This is a genomic window from Paraburkholderia sp. RL17-373-BIF-A (genome assembly GCF_046030175.1).
Classification (GTDB): domain Bacteria; phylum Pseudomonadota; class Gammaproteobacteria; order Burkholderiales; family Burkholderiaceae; genus Paraburkholderia.
In genome coordinates, this window is sequence record NZ_JARESO010000009.1 from 238,944 (window position 1) to 261,300 (window position 22,357).

Genomic DNA, 22,357 nt, shown 5'->3' on the forward strand with positions numbered 1-22,357 from the left:
ATTTTCGACAATTTGGGTGGCATTAACGATATGGCAGCTAGCGAAGGCACGCGCGCTCTGGATCCGTCCGAGTACATCGCGCACCACTTGCAGAACTTTTCCACCGCGCACCAGACGTCGATTTTCGACATTCACGTCTGGAATCTGGACACCCTTTTCTGGTCGATCGTCTGCGGTCTGGCCACGATCGCCATCCTGCATCTGGCAGCCCGCAAGGCGACGTCCGGTGTCCCGGGTCGTTTCCAGTGCGCGATCGAAATGCTGGTCGAGATGGTCGAAGATCAGTCGAAGTCGATGATCCACGGCACCCGCACGTTCATCGCGCCGCTCGCGTTGACCGTGTTCGTCTGGGTCGCATTGATGAACTCGCTCGACTTTATCCCCGTCGACCTGCCGGGCCGCGTGATCGGCTGGCTGGGCCTCTCGGGAGTGATCCCCCATCACCGCATCGTGCCGACCGCCGACCTGAACGGCACGCTCGGCATCGCGCTCGGCGTGTTCGCGCTGATGATTTACTACAACTTCAAGATCAAGGGCGCCGGCGGCTTCGTGCATGAGCTGCTGTCGGCTCCGTTCGGCGCGCATCCGCTGCTGTGGATCCCGAACCTTGCATTGAACATCATCGAGTTCGTCGCAAAGACGGTTTCGCTCGGCATGCGGCTGTTCGGCAACATGTACGCGGGCGAGCTGTTGTTCCTGCTGATTGCCCTGCTCGGCAGCATGTGGGGTTTCGGCGCGGACGCGTCAGTGCTCGGCTTTATCGGCCATGTCATCGCAGGCACGGTTTGGGCAATCTTCCACATCCTGATCGTTCTGCTGCAAGCGTTCATTTTCATGATGCTGACGCTGGTGTACATCGGACAGGCACACGACAGCCACTAATCACGGCGTGTCGAACGACGAATTGTTTTTAGTTTTGTTTTATTAAATCCCAGTTCCAACCAGTTCTAAAAGACTTTTCACAAAGGAGTGATCATGCAAGCTTTCATCGCCAACATCCAGGGTCTGACCGCCATCGGTATCGGCATCATCATCGGCCTGGGTGCAATCGGCGCCTGTATCGGTATCGGCCTGATGGGCGGCAAGTACATCGAAGCATGTGCACGTCAGCCTGAACTGATGAACCCGCTGCAAACCAAGATGTTCCTGCTGGCTGGTCTGATCGATGCGGCGTTCCTGATTGGCGTTGGTGTGGCAATGCTGTTTGCGTTCGCGAACCCGCTGCTGTCGAAGCTGGCAGGCTGAGGTTCCTCGGAAGTTTGCGCCTGAGCTATAACTGGTAAAGGCGCAGGGCGGAACGGGCACTTGGGCGCTGATCGAATACAGAATCGATGAGCGCCTTGCCGTTTCACTTTCCGAACTAGCAACGTTTAAGGAAACACCGTGAATCTCAACGCAACCCTGTTTGCGCAAATGGTCGTGTTCCTGATCCTCGCGTGGTTCACGATGAAGTTCGTGTGGCCGCCGCTGATCAACGCCCTCGACGAGCGCTCGAAGAAGATCGCTGACGGTTTGTCGGCTGCTGAAAAGGGCAAGGCAGAACTCGAAGCCGCTCACAAGCGCGTCGACCAGGAACTCGCTCAGGCACGCAACGACGGTCAGCAACGTATTGCTGACGCAGAAAAGCGCGCTGTGGCAGTCGCTGACGAAATCAAGGCTCAAGCACAGGCTGAAGCCGCTCGCATCATCGCGCAAGCGAAGGCCGACGCGGAACAGCAAGTCGTGAAAGCGCGCGAAACGCTGCGCGGCGAAGTCGCTGCACTTGCTGTGAAGGGCGCTGAACAGATCCTGAAGCGCGAAGTCGACCAGGCAGCTCACGCTGACCTGCTGACTCAACTGAAAGCCGAGCTCTGATCATGGCCGAACTTGCAACCATCGCCCGTCCGTACGCAGAAGCGCTGTTTGGCGTGGCCGAAGCTGGTGACATCGCCGCCTGGTCCACGCTCGTGCAGGAGCTGGCACAGGTTGCGCGTCTGCCCGAAGTGCTGTCGATCGCCTCGAGCCCGAAAGTAAGCCGCGCCCAGGTCAGCGAACTGCTGCTGGCCGCGGTCAAGTCGCCGCTCAAGGACAATGCGCAAGCGAAGAATCTGGTGCAAATGCTGGTGGACAACCATCGTCTGCAATTGCTGCCGGAAATCGCTGTGCAGTTCGAAGAGTTGAAGAACGCCCGCGAAGGGGCGGCAGATGTGCTGATCGTCAGCGCATTCCCGCTCGAAGGCGCGCAGTTGAACGACCTCGTCGCAAGTCTCGAACGCAAGTTCAAACGCAAGCTGAAGCCGACGGTCGAGATCGACTCGTCGTTGATCGGCGGCGTGCGCGTGACAGTTGGCGACGAAGTGCTCGATACCTCGGTCCGCGCGCGGCTTGCCAGCATGCAGACGGCTCTGACGGCCTGAAGCGCCCAAAGCGCTGAAGCGGCTGGCACGCAACAGAATTGACTATCAGGAGCGAATAATGCAACTCAATCCCTCTGAGATCAGCGAGCTGATCAAGAGCCGGATCCAGGGCCTTGAAGCGAGCGCAGACGTTCGCAACCAGGGCACCGTGATCTCCGTGACCGACGGTATCGTGCGTATTCACGGCCTGTCGGAAGTGATGCAGGGCGAAATGCTCGAATTCCCGGGCAACACCTTCGGTCTCGCACTGAACCTCGAGCGCGACTCGGTCGGCGCCGTGATTCTGGGTGAGTACGAACACATTTCGGAAGGCGACGTGGTCAAGACGACCGGCCGCATTCTGGAAGTGCCGGTGGGCCCGGAACTGCTCGGCCGTGTGGTCGACACACTGGGCAACCCGATTGACGGCAAGGGCCCGATCAATGCGAAGAAAGCCGACGCAATCGAAAAGATTGCTCCGGGCGTGATCTGGCGTAAGTCGGTTTCGGAACCGGTCCAAACCGGTCTGAAGTCGATCGACGCGATGGTGCCAATTGGCCGTGGCCAGCGTGAGCTGATCATTGGCGACCGCCAGTGCGGCAAGACCGCTGTCGCAGTCGACGCGATCATCAACCAGAAGGGCAAGAACCTCTTCTGTATCTACGTCGCGATCGGCCAGAAGGCTTCGTCGATCATGAACGTGGTGCGCAAGCTGGAAGAAACCGGCGCGCTGGAGTACACGATCGTCGTGGCCGCTTCGGCTTCGGAATCGGCTGCGATGCAATACCTCGCTCCGTACGCCGGCTGCACGATGGGCGAATACTTCCGCGACCGCGGTCAAGACGCACTGATTGTGTATGACGATTTGACCAAGCAAGCTTGGGCATACCGCCAGATCTCGTTGCTGCTGCGCCGCCCGCCGGGCCGCGAAGCTTACCCGGGTGACGTGTTCTATCTGCACTCGCGTTTGCTGGAACGTGCCGCTCGCGTCTCGGAAGCGTACGTCGAGAAGTTCACGAACGGCGAAGTGAAGGGCAAGAGCGGTTCGCTGACAGCACTGCCGGTCATTGAAACGCAAGCAGGCGACGTGACCGCATTCGTTCCGACGAACGTGATCTCGATTACCGACGGCCAGATCTTCCTGGAAACCGACCTCTTCAACGCAGGTATCCGCCCGGCAATTAACGCCGGCGTGTCGGTGTCGCGCGTCGGTGGTGCGGCTCAGACGAAGGTCGTGAAGAAGCTGTCGGGCGGTATCCGTACCGACCTCGCGCAGTACCGTGAATTGGCTGCGTTTGCGCAGTTCGCCTCGGACCTCGACGAAGCCACCCGCAAGCAGCTGGAGCGCGGCCGCCGCGTGACGGAATTGCTGAAGCAGCCGCAATATCAGCCGCTGCAAGTGTGGGAACTGGCGGTTGCGCTGTTCGCTGCGAACAACGGCTACCTCGACGATCTGGAAATTTCGCAAGTGCTGCCGTTCGAAAAGGGTTTGCGCGAACACCTGAAGTCGAGCCACGCTGACTTGGTCAAGCGCATCGAAGATACCAAGGAACTCTCGAAGGACGACGAAGCCCTGCTGCATGCGGCTCTCAAAGACTTCAAGAAGTCCGGCGCTTATTGATCCGCGAGTGATCCGCAAGGCATGAACGGACCTTGAAGCGGCGCGGGTCGCAGGAAACTGAACCCGCGCTACTTCGATCGCTTTGCATGGGACCCGAGTAACCGCTAAAGCGCTAACTCGGGCCGACAAGGAGCAAGCAATGGCTGGAATGAAGGAAATTCGCGGCAAGATCAAGAGCGTGCAAAACACGCGCAAGATCACGAAAGCGATGGAGATGGTGGCCGCATCGAAGATGCGCCGCGCCCAGGAGCGCATGCGCGCTGCTCGCCCGTATGCCGACAAGGTCCGCGATATCGCTGCGCACATGAGCCGTGCGAACCCGGAGTATCGTCACCCGTTCATGGTGTCGAACGAAGGCGCGAAGGCGGCCGGCATCATCCTCGTCACGACCGACAAAGGTCTGTGCGGCGGCATGAACACCAACGTGCTGCGTGCGTCGCTGCAGAAGTTCAAGGACTTGGAAGACCAGGGCAAGACGATCGAAGCAACTGCGATCGGCACCAGGGGGCTGGGTTTCCTGAATCGTCTGCGCGCCCATGTGGTGTCGAACGTCGTGCAGTTGGGCGACACCCCGCATCTGGAAAAGCTGATTGGCGCGGTGAAGGTGCAGCTCGACCTGTACTCGGAAGGCAAGGTTTCGGCGGTGTACCTGGCGTACACGCGCTTCGTCAATACGATGAAGCAGGAGCCGGTGATCGAGCAACTGCTGCCGCTGTCGGCAGATCAGTTCGAGCGCAAGGAAGAAGACGGCACGACGCCGAGCACGCAGTGGGACTACATCTACGAGCCGGATGCGCAGGCAGTAGTGGACGAACTGCTGGTGCGTTATGTCGAAGCGCTGGTCTATCAGGCCGTCGCGGAAAACATGGCATCGGAGCAGTCGGCACGGATGGTCGCGATGAAGGCCGCTTCGGACAACGCGAAGACGGTCATCAGCGAACTGCAGCTCGTGTACAACAAGAGCCGTCAGGCCGCGATCACGAAAGAACTGTCGGAAATCGTCGGTGGCGCGGCGGCAGTCTGACCTTGACGGTCAGGCACGCCGCTTCGTGTGCGCCTTCGTGGCGCACCCACCGAAACTGCGCCTTTGCGCAAGTGAAGAATTGAGTATCTAAAGGAAAAGCGATGAGTACTACTGCTTTGGTAGAAGGCAAGATCGTACAGTGCATCGGCGCGGTGATCGACGTGGAATTCCCGCGTGACCACATGCCGAAGATTTACGACGCGCTCATTCTCGAAGGTTCGGAACTGACCCTCGAAGTCCAGCAGCAGCTGGGTGACGGCGTCGTCCGTACCATCTGTCTGGGTGCATCGGACGGTCTGCGCCGCGGTACGACGGTGAAGAACACCGGCAACCCGATCAGCGTGCCGGTCGGCAAGCCGACCCTCGGCCGGATCATGGACGTGCTGGGTCGCCCGATCGACGAAGCTGGCCCGATCAACTCGGACGTGGTTCGCGGTATTCACCAGAAGGCTCCGGCGTTTGAGGAGCTGTCGCCGTCGACGGAACTGCTCGAAACCGGCATCAAGGTTATCGATCTGATCTGCCCGTTCGCCAAGGGCGGTAAGGTTGGCCTGTTCGGTGGCGCCGGCGTGGGCAAGACCGTGAACATGATGGAACTGATCAACAACATCGCTAAGGAACACGGTGGTTACTCCGTGTTCGCCGGTGTTGGCGAGCGTACCCGTGAAGGGAACGACTTCTATCACGAAATGAAGGACTCGAACGTTCTGGACAAGGTCGCGCTGGTGTACGGCCAGATGAACGAGCCGCCGGGCAACCGTCTGCGCGTCGCGCTGACCGGTCTGACGATGGCTGAGCACTTCCGTGACGAAGGTCTCGACGTGCTGTTCTTCGTCGACAACATCTACCGTTTCACGCTGGCAGGCACGGAAGTGTCGGCACTGCTCGGCCGTATGCCGTCGGCAGTGGGCTATCAGCCGACGCTGGCTGAAGAAATGGGTAAGCTGCAAGAGCGTATTACGTCGACCAAGACCGGCTCGATCACGTCGGTTCAGGCCGTGTACGTCCCTGCGGATGACTTGACCGACCCGTCGCCGGCTACGACTTTCGGCCACTTGGACGCAACGGTCGTGTTGTCGCGTGACATCGCTTCGCTGGGGATCTACCCGGCAGTCGACCCGCTCGATTCGACCTCGCGTCAGATCGACCCGCACGTGATCGGTGAAGAGCACTACTCGATCACGCGCGGTGTGCAGCAAACGCTGCAGCGCTACAAGGAACTGCGCGACATTATCGCGATTCTGGGCATGGACGAACTGGCGCCGGAAGACAAGCTCGCCGTGGCGCGCGCTCGTAAGATCCAACGTTTCCTGTCGCAGCCGTTCCACGTCGCTGAAGTGTTCACGGGCTCGCCGGGCAAGTACGTGCCGCTTAAGGAAACGATCCGTGGCTTCAAGATGATCGTCGACGGCGAGTGCGACCACCTGCCGGAGCAAGCGTTCTACATGGTCGGCACGATCGACGAAGCCTTCGAAAAGGCCAAGAAGATCCAGTAAAGGTCGGGTGTATAGAAGCGGGCGCCGGCCCATGTCGGTGCCCTCGAATTACGCTCACCAGGAGTCGATATGGCAACCATTAAAGTAGACGTCGTCAGCGCGGAAGAGCAAATCTTCTCGGGCCAGGCGAAGTTCGTCGCGCTGCCGGGCGAAGCAGGTGAACTCGGCATTTTGCCGGGCCACACGCCGCTCATCACGCGGATTCGTCCGGGTGCGGTGCGCATCGAAGCTGAAAACGGTGAAGAAGAGTTTGTCTTCGTCGCCGGTGGCATCCTCGAAATCCAGCCGGGCGCTGTGACGGTTCTCGCCGACACGGCTATCCGCGGCAAGGACCTCGACGAAGCCAAGGCTGAAGATGCACGCAAGCGTGCGGAAGAAGCGCTGCAGAACACGGGTTCGAACCTCGAATACGCAACCGCGCAAGCGGAACTGGCGTACGCGACGGCTCAGCTCGCTGCGATTCAGCGTCTGCGCAAGCTGCGCGGTCAGAACTAGGCAATACGTATCAGAGAGAAAGCAGCCTTCGCGGCTGCTTTTTTTTGACCACAACTTGACGTTTACGGAAAGGTCAGCAAAATCGAAGTTTTCGAATCGATTGGCGCCACGCCTTGGCAGTCTGGAAATGCGCTGCGGGTAAGACTTGATGCCGGACAGACACGCGCCGGTGGCACAATCGATTTCAAATTCATTTCAATAGGCGAGCTTCTGCTCAGCTCACGGAGACAACACCATGGCAATGCACGTGTCAGGCGAAGGTGCACTCATCGAACCCAAAGACGGACTGTCGTATGTCCGTGGGTCGACCGATATCCCGCTGAGCGAAGCAACAGTCGGCCAGTTTCTGCGCGATACGGCCGCACGCTTTCCGGACCGTCCGGCGGTGGTGTTTCGCGAGCAGCGCATTCGCTGGACATGGAAGGAGTTCGCCGAGGAAGTCGACATTTTGGCGGCCGGGCTGCTCACGCTCGGTGTCGAGAAGGGGGACCGCGTCGGCATCTGGTCGCCCAATCGCGTGGAATGGTTGCTGACTCAGTTTGCGACCGCGCGCATCGGCGCCGTGCTGGTCAACATCAATCCGGCGTATCGGCTTGCGGAGCTCGAGTACGCGCTGAACAAGGTCGGCTGCAAGGCGATCATCGCTGCCGAGCGTTTCAAGACGTCGATGTACCTGGAGATGCTGCAGGAACTCGCGCCCGAGCTGGCCACGCAAGCACCTGGTGAACTACATGCGGCAAGATTGCCGGAATTGCGCTACGTGATTCGCATGTGCGACACGGAAACGCCGGGTATGTTGAGCTTTTCCGACGTGATCGAGCAGGGGCGCGTGTCGCTCGACGTGGCGAAGCTCGACGCCATTGGCGCCACGCTCTCGTGCCATGAGCCGATCAATATCCAGTTCACCAGCGGCACCACAGGCAATCCGAAGGGCGCGACGCTGACCCACAGCAACGTGGTGAACAACGCGCGCTACATCGCGATGGCGATGCGGCTGACCGAACAGGACGGCTTGTGCATCCCCGTCCCGCTGTATCACTGTTTCGGCATGGTGCTGGCGGTGCTGGCGTGCGTGTCGGTCGGCGCGAATATGGTATTTCCGGGCGAGGGCTTCGAGCCGGCTGCAACTCTGGCCGCAGTCGCGGAAGAGCAGTGCACCGCGTTGCACGGCGTGCCGACCATGTTCATCGCCGAACTCGACCATCCGAACTTCGCCACCTACGACTTCTCGCGCTTGCGCACCGGCATCATGGCGGGCTCGCCTTGCCCGATCGAGACCATGAAGAAGGTCGTCTCTCGAATGCATCTGGGCGAAATCACCATCGCCTACGGCATGACGGAAACCAGCCCGGTCTCTTTCCAGAGCTCGACGACCGATCCGCTCGACAAGCGCACGACGACGGTCGGCCGCATCCAGCCGCATCTCGAAGTGAAAATCGTCGACCCGCTCGGCGAGATCGTGCCGGTGGGCGAAACCGGCGAACTGTGCACGCGCGGCTATTCGGTGATGCAGGGCTATTGGGGTGACGAGGCGAAGACACGCGAAAGCATTGTCGACGGCTGGATGCATACCGGCGATCTGGCGACGCTCGATGCCGAAGGCTACTGCAACATCGTCGGCCGACTGAAGGACATGCTGATTCGCGGCGGCGAAAACATCTATCCGCGCGAGATCGAAGAGTTTTTGTTCCGCCACCCGAAGATCCAGAGCGTGCAGGTGTTCGGCGTGCCCGACGCGAAGTACGGCGAGGAGGTCTGTGCGTGGGTCGTATTGCGCTCGGGCGAGCAAGCGACGGCTGAAGAGATCCAGCAGTTTTGCCAGGGGCAGATTGCGCACTACAAGGTGCCGAAGTACATCCGCTTCGTCGACGAACTGCCGATGACGGTAACCGGCAAGGTGCAGAAGTTCATCATGCGCGAGCAGATGATCAGTGAATTGAAGCTGCGGGAAGACAAGACGGCGTAACGCTCAACCGCTGGTCCGCGCGCGGCACATCATTGCACGAAGCGGATCAGCCAATGAGGTACAAAAGATAAAACCGGAAGGGCGAACCGTTTGCTGCGCAAGGTCGCTCAAGTACCGCGAATATGCCCAAAACAGCGCCTTACCGCGCTGCGCAAACGTTTGGCCAGACGAAAAAAAAGCGGGCCTGGAGCCCGCTAAAAACCACACGCTACGGGGTTAGCGCGAGGAGACCAAAGAAGGAACCGACTGAGACGACGACCCTGCGTCGACACGGCCCCAGCAGGGATGCCCCTTCACAGGGCTTCGGCATACGCCGACCGGCAAGTGCATCGTATCCGCTCACACCACGCACCCAGCCACATCCGTGTTGAAACCGTTGAGGGCATTGTGGGCGAATTAACCTACGAGCGCGGTAACAAAGTGTTTCAGGTTGTAACGCCCGCCAGATAAGGCGCTGCAGGATAAATTGCCAAAAGGAAACGTTTAAAACGCAATTTTTACCGATGACTCGCTCGCAATTTCATACGCATGATTGATGCTATTCGCGATGCATAATGCGGCGTAATCCGTTAAGTCGATTCCGCATGAAATGGTTGCACGTTCATCTTTTGGAACAGGAATCGCCCGTGTTACAGGTGCTTGCCCACCCGGACCGATTTCCGGAATCCAAATAATGTCGCCTGGCTGCGTTGCAACATCCCTCCTATACGCAATCGGGGCACAAGGGCCGGTTCGCTGGTTAATGGATTTGACGGTATTGTTCGGTTTTTACTTAACAGCACCCTGCACCGTTACATGATTGGCGCGTGAGGCAGGTCCTTTTGGCGTTTCTCGACCGACACCGCCTTACAGTGGAAACCGAAAAGAAGGCGGCCGAAAAACGCATTACGCTACTTCAGCCATTTATCTGAAATAGCTTGGTATTCGCCTGTGGCGCGCGCAAGGTGCAACCACTGATCGACGTACTGCTGGAACGCCACATCGCCACGCGGCAGCAACCAGGCCTTTTCTCCATACTGGAACGGCTTGTCCGGATGCACCGAGCAAAGTCCCGGATTCAGCTTCTGCTGCAACAGGGTCTCCGACGCATCCGTCACCATCACGTCCGCCTTGCCGGCGAGGATCTGCTTGAAGATCGTCACGTTATCCGGATAGACGGTCAGGTTTGCATGCGGAAAGTACTGTTTCGCGAAGCGCTCGTTGGTGCCGCCCGGATTGACGATCACGCGCGTCGCCGGCTGGTCGATTTGCGCCACGGTCTGATATTTGTTGCCGTCGTCACACCGAACGATCGGCGTCTTACCGTCGACCATGTAGGCCTCTGTGAAAAACGCGCGCTTTTGCCGTTCGAGGGTCGGCGACACGCCGCCCACGCCGACGTCGCATTTGGCCACAAAGTCGTTCATCAGGTTCGACCATGACGTTTTAACGTACTCCGTCTTGACGCCGAGCGATTTAGCGAGCGACTCCGTCATGTCGATATCGATGCCTTCGAACTGGCCGTCTGTCTTATAGAACGTGTACGGTTTGTAGTCGCCAGTCGTGCAGGCGCGCAGCGTGCCGCGCGCGAGGATGTCGTCGAGCCGCGAGGGCGCGCCGGCGGTGGCGCTGGTCTGTGCCCCGGCCACGCCGGCGTGCATCAAAACGCTGGCCAGCGCGCCGAGCAGTGCGAATGCTGCCTTGTTCATCGAGTCTCCTTGGTTGTATGTAATTGTTTGGTAAGTCCGTTGGATAATAGCCCGGCAATTCGCGCTTGAACATTGGCCGTTCAGCCAGGTCGCGACGCCACGGCCAACCTGCGGAAAACCGGCCGCGAGCGACGCGCACAACAGTTATTGGCCGGATCAAGCACGATGCGGTGAGCCGGGTCCGGTAAAATGCCCCTTTGCCCTCAGTCGTACGCAACGTGGCCCATAAACTCCTGAACGACACTTTCCTGCGCGCGCTGCTGCGCCAGCCGACCGACTACACGCCGATCTGGCTGATGCGGCAAGCTGGCCGCTACCTGCCGGAATACAACGCCACGCGTGGTCGAGCGGGCAGTTTCCTCGGTCTGGCAAAGAGCCCGGCGTTCGCGACGGAAGTCACCTTGCAGCCGCTCGAGCGTTACCCGCTCGACGCCGCGATCCTGTTCTCCGACATCCTGACCGTGCCCGACGCCATGGGGCTCGGCCTCGAGTTCGTGACCGGCGAGGGTCCCAAGTTTGTTCGCCCGGTACGCACGGAAGATGACGTCGCGCGTCTCGCGGTGCCGGACATCGACGCGACGCTGCGCTACGTGACCGACGCCGTGCGCGAAATTCGCACCGCGCTCACCGACGCCCAAGGCCGTCAACGCGTGCCGCTGATCGGTTTTTCGGGCAGCCCGTGGACGCTCGCGTGCTATATGGTCGAAGGCGGCGGTTCGGCGGATTTCCGCACGGTCAAGTCGATGCTCTATGCGCGGCCGGATCTGATGCATCGCATTCTCGACGTCAACGCGCGCTCGGTCGCGGCTTACCTGAACGCGCAAATCGAAGCAGGCGCGCAAGCCGTGATGATTTTCGACACGTGGGGCGGGGCGCTGGCGGACGGCGTCTATCAACGCTTTTCGCTGCACTACATCCAGCAGGTGGTGAGCCAGCTGAAGCGCGATCACGACGGCGAAAAAGTGCCGGTGATCACCTTCACGAAGGGCGGCGGCCTGTGGCTCGACGAGATCGCCGAGATCGGCGTGGATGCGGTCGGCCTCGACTGGACGGTGAACCTGAGCAAGGCGCGCGAGCGCGTGGGCGGGAAGGTGGCGCTACAAGGCAACATCGATCCCTCGGTGCTGTTCGCGCCGCCGGCTGCGATCCGCATGGAAGCGCGCGCGGTGCTCGACAGCTTCGGGAATCACCCGGGCCATGTGTTCAATCTCGGCCACGGCATTTCGCAGTTCACGCCGCCGGAGAACGTCGCCGAACTCGTGGACGAGGTGCATCGTCACAGCCGGGCGATTCGCAGTGGCGCTCATGCACCGGTATGAAGCCGTAATCGTTACCAATTTTTGTTGCAACGCAGCGAACTGGGCTCTCGGCCTAAGGGAAAATTTGCAGCTAGCGGGCCGTCAGATGGCGGTCCTGAGAAAGTCAAGACTTGACTTATGCACATTCATCACGCTGCGGCGCGGTAGAAGCTTTAGTCGCGTCCTGGCCCTTGCACATTGCAGGCGCATTTGATCTAAGCCTTGTCTGGCAAGGGTTTCACGGCATCAGTACAGAATGTGCGGAATCCCACAGAAGGCCGCTGCGGCGCGGTTCCCGGGCTGTCCGGGCAAAGTTCTCAACAAAGTTATCCACAGGCACGCGGACCGATTGCAATTGTTCAGCGGAATCCAAAACTTAGCGCCGAAATTGAAGTTTTACTTTAACTTCGACGGGTTCACCGTCTGCGTAACGGGCACCAAGATGCGGCGTCGTGTCGCGCCCATTCTTCTGATCTCCACTCGCGCGTGAGTGACGTGTTCGTCCGCGTTGCGCTGGATCATCCGCTGCCGACCCTGTTCGACTACCGGTGCGACACGCCCGAACCCGTCGCGCCGGGTATCCTGGTGAGCGTGCCGTTCGGCAAGCGCCATGTCGTCGGGCTCGTTTGCGAAGTGACCGCTCACAGCGACGTACCGTCCGACCGTCTTCGCTCGGTGAGCAGCGTATGCACCGCTTGTCCGCCGATATCGTCGGAATGGCTGAAGCTGGCTGCCTTCGCTGCCGACTATTACCAGCGTGGTCTCGGGGAAGTCGCGTTGCCCGCGTTGCCGCAGGCGCTGCGCGATGCGTCCCGCTGGTCGCGCCTGTTCGCACCGGAAGAGCGCTACAGCCTGACGCCTGAAGGCCGCACGGCGTTGCCCGATGCCCTGCCGGCTCGGGCAAGTGCATTGCGCAAGCTGGCGCAGGCCTTGGCGGAGACAGAATTCCTGCTTGCCGCCGACGCCCGCGCTCTGCACCCGAAAGCGATCGCGACGCTCGACGCGTGGCGAGCGGAAGGCTGGGTTGCGCTGGACATCATCGAGGCCGCCGCCGTCCTTGCCGCCGCCGCTTCGCCTGACGCGCCCGTGCCCACGCTGCCCACGCTCACTGATGAGCAGGCGGCCGCCGTCGAAGCAATCCGCGACGCCGAAGGCTTTGCGCCGTTCCTGCTGCACGGCGTGACGGGCAGCGGCAAGACCGAGGTCTATCTGCGTGCGCTCGCCGAGATACTGGCCGCGAAGCCCGACGCCCAGGCGCTCGTCCTCGTGCCCGAAATCAATCTGACACCGCAGTTCGAGGCGGCCTTCCGCGCACGCTTCGCCGCGCTCGAAGGCACGTCGATCGTCACACTGCATAGCGGTCTCGCGGAAGGCGAGCGCGCCCGCAACTGGTTCGCCGCGCACACCGGCCGCGCCCGCATCGTGCTCGGCACGCGACTGGCGGTGCTGGCGTCGCTGCCCAAGCTCGCGATCATCGTCGTCGACGAGGAGCACGATCCGGCCTACAAGCAGCAGGAAGGCTTGCGTTATTCGGCGCGCGATCTGGCGATCTATCGCGCCAAGCAACTCGACTTGCCGGTCGTGCTCGGCTCGGCCACGCCGTCGCTGGAGAGCTGGTGGCAGGCTGACCAGGGGCGTTACAAACGGCTCACGTTGTCGCGCCGTGCCGTCGCCGAGGCCGTGCTGCCCACCGTCAAACTGATCGATCTGGAAGAGGAGCGACGGCGCGGACGGGCATCGGTGGAAGGCTTGTCGGGGCCGCTGATCGCCGCGCTGAAGGCGCGACTCGAACGCGGCGAGCAAAGCCTCGTGTTCCTGAACCGCCGCGGTTACGCACCGCAGCTTGCTTGCGATGCCTGCGGCTGGGTCGCCGGTTGTCCGCGATGCAGCGCCTATGTCGTGCTCCACAAGCCCGAGCGCGCACTGCGCTGCCACCATTGCGGCTGGGAAGCGCGCATTCCGCGCTCGTGCCCGGAGTGCGGCAACGTCGACATCGCGCCGATGGGCCGAGGCACGCAGCGCGTCGAAGAAACACTGGCAAGCGCGGTGCCCAGCGCCCGAATATTGCGAATCGACGCCGACAGCACGCGCCGCAAAGGCAGCGCGCAGGCGCTGTTTTCCGACGTCCATGCGGGCGAGGTCGACATCCTCGTCGGCACGCAGATGATCGCCAAGGGTCACGACTTCCAGCGCGTGTCGCTGGTCGGCGTGCTGAACGCCGACACCGCGCTGTTTTCCCACGACTTCCGCGCGAGCGAGCGACTCTTCGCTCAACTGATGCAGGTGAGCGGCCGGGCAGGCCGCGCGGGTCTGCCCGGCGAAGTGCTGGTGCAGACACGTTATCCGCGCCACGCGCTCTACCACGCGCTAGGCCGCCACGACTACGTCGGCTTTGCCAACTCCACGCTGGCCGAGCGGCGTGACGCGCACTTGCCGCCATTCGTCTATCAGGCTTTGTTGCGCGCCGAAGGCCGCACGCTCGAAGCCGCGCTCGCCTTCCTGCAGCAGGCGGCGGCCGAACTCACCGGTATTCCAGCCGCCGAACGCGTGACTGTCTACGATGCCGTGCCGCTCACCATCGTCAAGGTGATGCACGTGCATCGCGCGCAGTTGCTGATCGAGAGCGCGTCGCGGGCCGCTTTGCAGGCGACCTTGCGCGCCTGGCAGCCGCTGCTGCGCGGTCTGAAAGGCGTGCTGCGGTGGAATCTCGAAGTCGATCCGCTCGACATCTAAGGCGCGTCGCCGGGCCGACGCCGTCGTTACTCCTTTCGGTCATATTCTTAGAGCGAATGGTCGTTTCGTTTTGCGACGCCGCTCGCCTATATTTCGCCGGATCGGCGCACCTTCAGGCAAAACTCCAACATTCCCGCGCCGATGCACCTCAACTTCCTCGGGGCATGGCGATGAGCGATACCAATCCGACGCTGCAACCCGGCGCGGCGCCGACGAATCGGCACAGCACGCACGGTGGCGGACTTTTTTCAACTGAAGACTGGTGGGCAGTGTGGGTCGGCCTGCTGGTGATCGTGGTCGCCTGGGCGCTATTCGCGTCGGGCAGCAGCATCAAGTGGCTGGCGGTGGCGCCGGCTAAATGGTCGAGCGTGGCGCAGGCCGCGCAGGATATCGGCAAGCGTTTGCCCAACTATGCCGCGCTGTTTATCGCGTTCGCCCTGCTATTCGGCGTGAGCCTGGCAGCGCTGAAGCAGCGGATCGGCGCGTTCCTGGCGTCGTTCCTGATTCTGTTCATCGCGTCGGCGCTGATTTTCACGCTCGGCGCGTGGGTCAACGCGTCGAAGTACAACCTCGAGCCGCCGCTCGTCGCGCTGGCGCTGGGCCTGCTGATCTCGAACGTGTTCACGCTGCCTGAATGGATTTCTGCCGGCTTGCGCGTCGAGTTTTATATCAAGGTCGGTATCGTGCTGCTCGGCGCGACGTTACCGTTCACATTGCTGGTGTGGGCGGGACCGGTGGCGGTCGGCCAGGCGACCGTCGTCTCGCTTGTCACCTTCTTCGTGATTTTCTTTGCCGCGAAGGCATTCGGCCTCGACCGGCGTTTTGCCGCCGTGCTCGGCGTCGGCGGCGCGGTGTGCGGCGTCTCGGCGGCGATCGCGATTGCCGGCGCGGTGCGGGCCAAGCGCGAACAGGCTTCGGTGGCGATTACACTGGTCGTGCTGTGGGCGATCGTGATGATCTTCGTGTTGCCGTTCGCGTCCCGCTCGCTCGGACTGTCGACCGCGGTCGCCGGCGCCTGGATAGGCACGTCGGAATTCGCCGACGCCGCCGGCATCGCGGCCGCGCAAGCGTATGGCGATTTCGCGAAGCATGCGGGCGGCGCGATTGCGGGCGCGCCGGAGGCGTCATTGCAGGCGTTCACGCTGATGAAAGTGGTCGGCCGCGATATCTGGATCGGGATCTGGGCGTTCGTGCTGGCGATCGTCGCGACGACGCGCTGGGAGTCCCAAGACAGCGGCGTCAAAGCCAAGGCCAATGCCGGCGAGATCTGGGCGCGCTTTCCGAAGTTCGTGATCGGCTTCGTGATCGCGTCGGCGCTGGTGACGTGGATTGCCAGCCACTATTCACTGGCAGATTACCGCAAGGTGGTGACGCCCGAATTCGTCGCGCCGATTACGGCGTTGCGCACGTGGGCGTTCACTTTCTGCTTCCTGAGCATCGGGCTAACCACGCGCTTACGCTCGCTCACCGCCACCGGCCTGAAGCCGTTCCTCGCCTTTACGGTAGGCGTGGTGGTCAATATCGCCATCGGCTACGCGCTGTCCGCGCACGTGTTCGCGCCGTACTGGAACAGCGTGGGGCAGGGCTCGTGATGCGCAACGCGGCCCGCATCGACAGCACGGCACAGGCGCGCGAAGAAACGCGCGCGCCGTGCTGCGCGGGCTGCCGGTATCGCGCTGAGAATCGGGATTCGTTAGAGCAGGGCATTCCGGGTCTCGCGGTGTTCGGTTCTGCGTTCGGCGCGAGCGTGGCGGACAGCCGGCTTTGCCGGCTGCACGATCAACTCGTTTCGCCCGGCGACAGCTGCGCACAGTTCGAACCGCTTCATCAACATTGACACGCGCCTAAGCCACGCCGCGGCGTCGAGCCGGGCGGTGCATGCGTCCTGCCGCTGTGCCAGCCGGAGATCGGCGTCGCTCTGTCCGGCACGGAACGCCGGACGCGACCATTCACTCGTTTAATGCGGTCCGCGCGTCGCTCGCCGATGCGCGCGATGCCGCGGGCGTGTGTCCCTCGGCATCGCGCCTTCCCGGCCCACGCGTCGCGCCGCGGATGAACAGCACCGCGCAAGTCGCGCACATCGCCCAGATGCCCAATATCACCAGCCACTTTTCCATTTCGCCTGTCCTCTAAAACCCCGTACCGTTTTTTTGTGCGTCCCCGGAGGCCGCGTGCCGCTATGTTCCGTATAACGGCGCGCCGACCTGTTCTGATAAGGGTAAATGCAAAAAGAATCACGCCAGGGAAAGTACTAAGCGCAACCGCCGTACCCGCGCTCAGCGCCATCTAGCGCAAACCCCCGCCGCACAAGGCTCCCGTCAGGGTGCAACCATGCGTTTAACATGGTTGCACCTTTTTATTGGGAGGCGTACGATTCGCCCAACTTTTAGTCTTTTTCCAGCACATTCGTCTGGTATCCGAAGAAGGAAACATGGCTAGCACCACCCTTGGCGTCAAGGTCGACGACCTCCTGCGTTCCCGGCTGAAAGATGCCGCCACTCGTCTCGAACGCACTCCGCACTGGCTCATCAAGCAGGCCATCTTCGCGTACCTCGAAAAGATCGAGCACGGTCAGTTGCCGCCCGAGCTGTCGGGCGTGACGGGCTCGGCGGATCTCGCCGACGGCGCCACGGTCGAGCAGGAAGAAGACGGCGCGTCGCACCCGTTCCTCGAGTTCGCGCAAAACGTGCAACCGCAGTCGGTGCTGCGCGCGGCGATCACGGCCGCTTACCGTCGTCCGGAGCCGGAATGCTTGCCGTTCCTGCTTGGTCAGGCGCGCTTGCCGGCGAACCTCGCGGGCGATGTGCAGACCATGGCCGGCAAGCTCGTCGAGACGCTGCGTACGAAGAGCAAGGGCGGTGGCGTCGAAGGGCTGATCCACGAGTTCTCGCTGTCGAGCCAGGAAGGCGTGGCGCTGATGTGCCTCGCCGAAGCGCTGCTGCGCATTCCCGACCGCGCCACGCGCGACGCGCTGATCCGCGACAAGATCAGCAAGGGCGACTGGAAATCGCACGTCGGCCAGGCGCCGTCGCTGTTCGTCAACGCCGCGACCTGGGGCTTGATGATTACCGGTAAGCTGGTGACGACCAATAGCGAAACGAGTCTCTCGTCGGCGCTCACGCGTTTGATCGGCAAGGGCGGCGAGCCGCTGATCCGCAAGGGCGTCGATATGGCGATGCGACTGATGGGCGAGCAGTTCGTCACGGGTGAGAATATCTCCGAAGCGCTGGCCAATAGCCGCAAGTACGAAGCGCGCGGCTTCCGCTACTCGTACGACATGCTGGGCGAAGCGGCCACCACCGAAGCTGACGCGCAGCGTTACTACGCGTCGTACGAACAGGCGATCCACGCGATCGGCAAGGCTGCCGGCGGCCGTGGCATCTACGAAGGCCCGGGCATCTCGATCAAGCTCTCCGCGCTGCACGCACGCTACTCGCGTTCGCAGCAGGAACGCACGATGAGCGAACTGCTGCCGCGCGTGCGCTCGCTCGCGATCCTCGCGCGCCGCTACGACATCGGCCTGAACATCGACGCCGAAGAAGCCGACCGCCTCGAAATCTCGCTCGACCTGCTCGAAGCGTTGTGCTTCGATCCGGAACTGGCCGGCTGGAACGGCATCGGCTTCGTGGTGCAGGCGTATCAGAAGCGCTGCCCGTTCGTGATCGACTACATCATCGATCTGGCGCGCCGTAGCCGTCACCGCATCATGGTGCGCCTCGTGAAGGGCGCGTACTGGGATACCGAAATCAAGCGCGCGCAAGTGGACGGCCTCGAAGGCTATCCGGTCTACACGCGCAAGATCTACACGGACGTGTCGTACCTGGCGTGCGCGAAAAAACTGCTGAGCGCGCCCGACGCGGTCTATCCGCAGTTCGCCACGCACAACGCGCACACGCTCTCCGCGATCTATCACCTCGCGGGCAATAACTACTATCCCGGCCAGTACGAGTTCCAGTGCCTGCACGGCATGGGCGAGCCGCTGTACGAGGAAGTCACCGGCCGCGACAAGCTGAACCGTCCGTGCCGCGTGTATGCGCCGGTCGGCACGCATGAAACGCTGCTCGCGTACCTCGTGCGCCGCTTGCTGGAAAACGGCGCGAACACGTCGTTCGTGAATCGTATCGCCGATGAAAGCGTCGCGATCAAGGACCTGATCGCCGACCCGGTCGACGAAGCCTCGAAGATCGTGCCGCTCGGCGCGCCGCACGCGAAGATTCCGCTGCCGCGCAACCTGTACGGCGCCGAGCGTCTCAATTCGATGGGCCTCGATCTGTCGAACGAGCATCGGCTGGCGTCGCTGTCGTCGGCGTTGCTGGCGAGCGCGCATCATCCGTGGCGTGCCGCGCCGATGCTCGAAGACAACGAGATCGCCGTCGGCGTCGCGCGCGACGTGCGCAATCCGGCGGATCATCGCGACCTCGTCGGCACGGTCGTGGAAGCGACGCCGGAGCATGTGAGCGCCGCGCTGGCGCATGCCGTCGCCGCTGCACCGATCTGGCAAGCCACGCCGGTCGAAGCGCGCGCCGATTGCCTCGCGCGTGCCGCCGATCTGCTCGAAGCGCAGATGCATACGCTGATGGGTCTGGTGGTGCGTGAAGCCGGCAAGTCGCTGGCCAACGCGGTCGCGGAAATCCGCGAAGCAATCGACTTCCTGCGCTATTACTCCACGCAGATTCGCGACGAGTTCTCCAACGACACGCATCGCCCGCTCGGTCCGGTGGTCTGTATCAGCCCGTGGAATTTCCCGTTGGCGATTTTCATGGGCCAGGTAGCCGCGGCGCTTGCTGCCGGCAACACCGTGCTCGCGAAGCCGGCTGAACAAACGCCGCTGATCGCCGCGCAAGCCGTGCGCATTCTGCGCGAAGCCGGCGTGCCGGCGGGCGCAGTGCAACTGCTGCCGGGCAATGGTGAAACGGTGGGCGCTGCGTTGGTGGCCGATCCGCGCACCCGCGCGGTGATGTTCACCGGTTCGACGGAAGTGGCGCGCCTCATCAACAAGACGCTGTCGAGCCGCCTCGATCCGGACGGCAAGCCGATTCCGCTGATCGCCGAAACGGGCGGCCAGAACGCGATGATCGTCGACTCGTCGGCGCTGGCTGAACAGGTGGTCGCGGACGTGCTGCAATCGTCTTTCGACTCCGCCGGTCAACGGTGTTCCGCGCTGCGCGTTCTTTGTCTGCAGGACGATGTTGCGGACCGCACGCTGGAGATGCTGACCGGCGCGATGCGCGAACTCGCCGTGGGCAATCCGGATCGTCTGTCGATCGATGTCGGTCCGGTGATCGACCTCGACGCGAAACGCGGCATCGACTCGCACGTCGCGGCGATGCGCGAGAAAGGCCGCAAGGTCGAGCAACTGCCGATGCCCGACGGTTGCGCACAAGGCACCTTCGTTCCGCCGACGCTGATCGAACTCGACAGCATCGACGAATTGAAGCGCGAAGTGTTTGGCCCGGTGCTGCACGTGGTGCGTTATCGCCGCAGCCAGCTCGACAAGCTGCTGGAACAGATCCGCACGACCGGCTACGGCCTGACGCTCGGCATCCATACGCGCATCGATGAAACCATCGCTCACGTGGTCAGCCGCGCTCACGTCGGCAACATTTATGTGAACCGCAATGTGATCGGTGCTGTGGTGGGTGTGCAGCCGTTCGGCGGTGAAGGTTTGTCGGGCACGGGTCCGAAAGCGGGCGGCGCGCTGTATCTGCAGCGTTTATTGGCGACGCGTCCGGCCGGTTTGCCGAAGTCGCTCGCACAGGCATTGGTCGCGGATGTACCGCACGCAGCAGAAAACAGCGACAATCCGTCCGCTGCGTTGACGGCGTATCGCGACTGGCTGATTGCTGAACAACAGCCGGTGCTGGCCGCACGCTGCGACGGCTATCTGTCGCATGTGCCGGCGGGCGCCACCGCGGTACTGTCGGGACCGACTGGCGAGCGCAACACGTACACGCTCGGCGCGCGCGGCACGGTGCTGTGTGTTGCATCGACGGCGAGCGGTGCGCGCGTGCAGTTCGCCGCGGCGCTGGCTACGGGAAATCGCGCGTTGTTCGAAGGCGCTGCTGGTGAACAATTGGTGGCGCAGTTGCCCGCATCGCTGAAGTCACATGCGAGCGTGAAGAAGAGCGCTGACACGCCGTTCGACGCCGTGCTGTTCGAAGGCGATAGCGACGAACTGCTGGCGCTGGTGAAGGAAGTCGCGAAGCGTCCGGGCCCGATCGTTTCGGTGCAGGGCGTCGCGGCACGCGCGTTGGAAAGCGGCGATGAGGATTACGCGCTCGAGCGTCTGTTGACGGAACGCTCGGTCAGCGTGAATACGGCAGCAGCCGGCGGTAATGCGAATTTGATGACGATCGGTTGAGCGAACCTTAACGATCTTTTCAAAAAAGAAGGAAGCGGTACGGCGACCCCGAAACCGCTCCATCCACACCTGGTACCAAGGAGAAGCTATGCAACACAAGATGAAACAGCTGGCAGGCGCTGCACTGGTTGCAGCGATGTCGCTGGCGGGGACGGCCAATGCTCAATCGACGGAAGATGTGAAGGTCGGCTTCGCCGGCCCGATGACGGGCGCGCAGGCGCACTACGGCAAGGACTTCCAGAACGGCATCACGCTGGCAGTGGAAGACATGAACGCGACCAAGCCGGTGATCGGCGGCAAGCAAGTCCGCTTCGTGCTGGATTCGGCCGACGACCAGGCTGACCCGCGCACCGGCACGACGGTTGCACAGAAGCTGGTGGATGACGGCATCAAGGGCATGCTCGGCCACTTCAACTCGGGCACCACGATCCCGGCTTCGCGCATTTACGCGAATGCGGGCATCCCCGAAATCGCAATGGCGACGGCGCCGGAATACACGCAACAAGGCTTCAAGACCACGTTCCGCATGATGACGTCCGACACGCAGCAAGGTTCGGTCGCCGGCACGTTCGCGGTGAAGACCTTGGGCATGAAGAAGATCGTGATCGTCGACGACCGCACGGCCTACGGCCAAGGTCTGGCGGATCAGTTCGAAAAGGCAGCGAAGGCAGCGGGCGGCCAGATCGTCGATCGTGAATACACCAACGACAAGGCCGTCGACTTCAAGTCGATCCTGACCAAGCTGAAGTCGGTGCAACCGGATCTGATCTACTACGGCGGCGCGGATTCGCAAGCGGCACCGATGGTCAAGCAGATGAAGGCACTGGGCATCAAGGCGCCGCTGATGGGCGGCGAAATGGTCCACACGCCGACGTTCATCCAGATCGCGGGTGACGCGGCGAACGGCACGGTAGCATCGCTCGCCGGCCTGCCGCTGGAAGAAATGCCGGGCGGCAAGGACTACGTCGCGAAGTACAAGAAGCGTTTCAACGAAGACGTGCAAACGTACTCGCCGTACGCTTACGACGGCGCAATGGCCATGTTCGACGCAATGAAGAAGGCGAACTCGACCGATCCGGCCAAGTACCTGCCGGTGCTCGCGAAGACCTCGATGCCGGCAGTGACGGCGTCGAACCTCGCGTACGACAGCAAGGGCGACCTGAAGAACGGCGGCATCACGCTGTACAAGGTTGTCGACGGCAAGTGGACGACGCTGCAAAGCGTGGGTGGGAAGTAAGCAGCTCTGCCTGCTAGAGCACTCGGCTGCCGCGTGATGGTTTGACGCGGCAGCCGATGCAAA

17 protein-coding genes are annotated in these 22,357 nt (G+C 62.0%); 15 read left to right on the plus strand and 2 right to left on the minus strand.

The features are described 5' to 3' along the window. Positions 1-30: 30 nt before the first annotated feature. The 9 genes from atpB (at position 31) to P0D80_RS14285 (ending at position 8,977) form a co-directional block, all read left to right on the plus strand. The gene (gene atpB / locus P0D80_RS14245; protein WP_132376534.1) at positions 31-882 is read left to right on the plus strand and encodes a F0F1 ATP synthase subunit A; all 852 of its coding nucleotides are present in this window, start codon (positions 31-33) and stop codon (positions 880-882) included. Positions 883-975: 93 nt separating this feature from the next. Beyond that, positions 976-1,245, plus strand: a complete 270-nt coding sequence (gene atpE / locus P0D80_RS14250; protein WP_007180033.1) for a F0F1 ATP synthase subunit C — start codon at positions 976-978, stop codon at positions 1,243-1,245. Positions 1,246-1,383: 138 nt separating this feature from the next. Then, positions 1,384-1,854, plus strand: a complete 471-nt coding sequence (locus P0D80_RS14255) for a F0F1 ATP synthase subunit B (protein WP_408284655.1) — start codon at positions 1,384-1,386, stop codon at positions 1,852-1,854. 2 nt (positions 1,855-1,856) lie between these two features. Beyond that, positions 1,857-2,396: a F0F1 ATP synthase subunit delta gene (locus tag P0D80_RS14260; protein ID WP_006050846.1), complete on the plus strand. Its 540-nt coding sequence runs from the start codon at positions 1,857-1,859 to the stop codon at positions 2,394-2,396. 58 nt (positions 2,397-2,454) lie between these two features. Further along, complete coding sequence (atpA, locus tag P0D80_RS14265) at positions 2,455-3,996, plus strand: F0F1 ATP synthase subunit alpha (protein WP_132376536.1); 1,542 nt, start codon at positions 2,455-2,457, stop codon at positions 3,994-3,996. Positions 3,997-4,135: 139 nt separating this feature from the next. After that, complete coding sequence (atpG, locus tag P0D80_RS14270) at positions 4,136-5,020, plus strand: F0F1 ATP synthase subunit gamma (RefSeq protein WP_408176363.1); 885 nt, start codon at positions 4,136-4,138, stop codon at positions 5,018-5,020. Between the two features lie 101 nt (positions 5,021-5,121). Then, positions 5,122-6,516 (plus strand): F0F1 ATP synthase subunit beta, encoded by a 1,395-nt coding sequence (gene atpD, locus P0D80_RS14275; RefSeq protein ID WP_408176364.1) that lies wholly within the window; start codon positions 5,122-5,124, stop codon positions 6,514-6,516. A 69-nt stretch (positions 6,517-6,585) separates the two neighbouring features. Next, positions 6,586-7,011, plus strand: coding sequence for a F0F1 ATP synthase subunit epsilon (locus tag P0D80_RS14280; protein ID WP_012434800.1), 426 nt, complete (start codon positions 6,586-6,588; stop codon positions 7,009-7,011). 235 nt (positions 7,012-7,246) lie between these two features. After that, a complete protein-coding gene (locus P0D80_RS14285) occupies positions 7,247-8,977 on the plus strand; it encodes an AMP-binding protein (RefSeq protein WP_408284659.1) in 1,731 nt (576 codons plus the stop codon). 890 nt (positions 8,978-9,867) lie between these two features. On the opposite strand, the gene P0D80_RS14290 is transcribed toward P0D80_RS14285, so the two are convergent. Further along, entirely contained in the window at positions 9,868-10,665 is a 798-nt protein-coding gene (locus P0D80_RS14290; protein WP_408284661.1) for a transporter substrate-binding domain-containing protein, read from the minus strand. A gap of 218 nt (positions 10,666-10,883) precedes the next feature. On the opposite strand from P0D80_RS14290, the gene hemE reads away from it, so the two are divergent. From hemE to P0D80_RS14310, 4 genes are all read left to right on the plus strand, one after another. Continuing rightward, positions 10,884-11,984 carry a uroporphyrinogen decarboxylase gene (gene hemE, locus P0D80_RS14295; protein ID WP_132376541.1) on the plus strand — a complete coding sequence of 367 codons (1,101 nt, stop codon included), beginning with the start codon at positions 10,884-10,886 and terminating at the stop codon, positions 11,982-11,984. 465 nt (positions 11,985-12,449) lie between these two features. Further along, on the plus strand, positions 12,450-14,696 hold the full coding sequence (locus P0D80_RS14300; protein ID WP_408284662.1) for a primosomal protein N': 2,247 nt from the start codon (positions 12,450-12,452) through the stop codon (positions 14,694-14,696). Between the two features lie 170 nt (positions 14,697-14,866). Then, positions 14,867-16,288, plus strand: a complete 1,422-nt coding sequence (locus tag P0D80_RS14305) for a YeiH family protein (RefSeq protein WP_408176369.1) — start codon at positions 14,867-14,869, stop codon at positions 16,286-16,288. Next, positions 16,288-16,533 (plus strand): hypothetical protein, encoded by a 246-nt coding sequence (locus P0D80_RS14310; protein WP_132377015.1) that lies wholly within the window; start codon positions 16,288-16,290, stop codon positions 16,531-16,533. The genes P0D80_RS14305 and P0D80_RS14310 overlap by 1 nt, the downstream gene beginning before the upstream one ends. A 112-nt stretch (positions 16,534-16,645) precedes the next feature. Here P0D80_RS14310 and P0D80_RS14315 read toward each other — a convergent pair whose 3' ends face one another. Continuing rightward, positions 16,646-16,813 (minus strand): hypothetical protein, encoded by a 168-nt coding sequence (locus P0D80_RS14315; RefSeq protein WP_165923883.1) that lies wholly within the window; start codon positions 16,811-16,813, stop codon positions 16,646-16,648. Positions 16,814-17,127: 314 nt separating this feature from the next. Between P0D80_RS14315 and putA the strand changes: the two genes are divergently transcribed. Beyond that, complete coding sequence (gene putA, locus P0D80_RS14320) at positions 17,128-21,057, plus strand: trifunctional transcriptional regulator/proline dehydrogenase/L-glutamate gamma-semialdehyde dehydrogenase (protein WP_408284665.1); 3,930 nt, start codon at positions 17,128-17,130, stop codon at positions 21,055-21,057. Positions 21,058-21,145: 88 nt separating this feature from the next. After that, positions 21,146-22,294 (plus strand): branched-chain amino acid ABC transporter substrate-binding protein, encoded by a 1,149-nt coding sequence (locus P0D80_RS14325; RefSeq protein ID WP_132376545.1) that lies wholly within the window; start codon positions 21,146-21,148, stop codon positions 22,292-22,294. Positions 22,295-22,357: the final 63 nt, after the last annotated feature.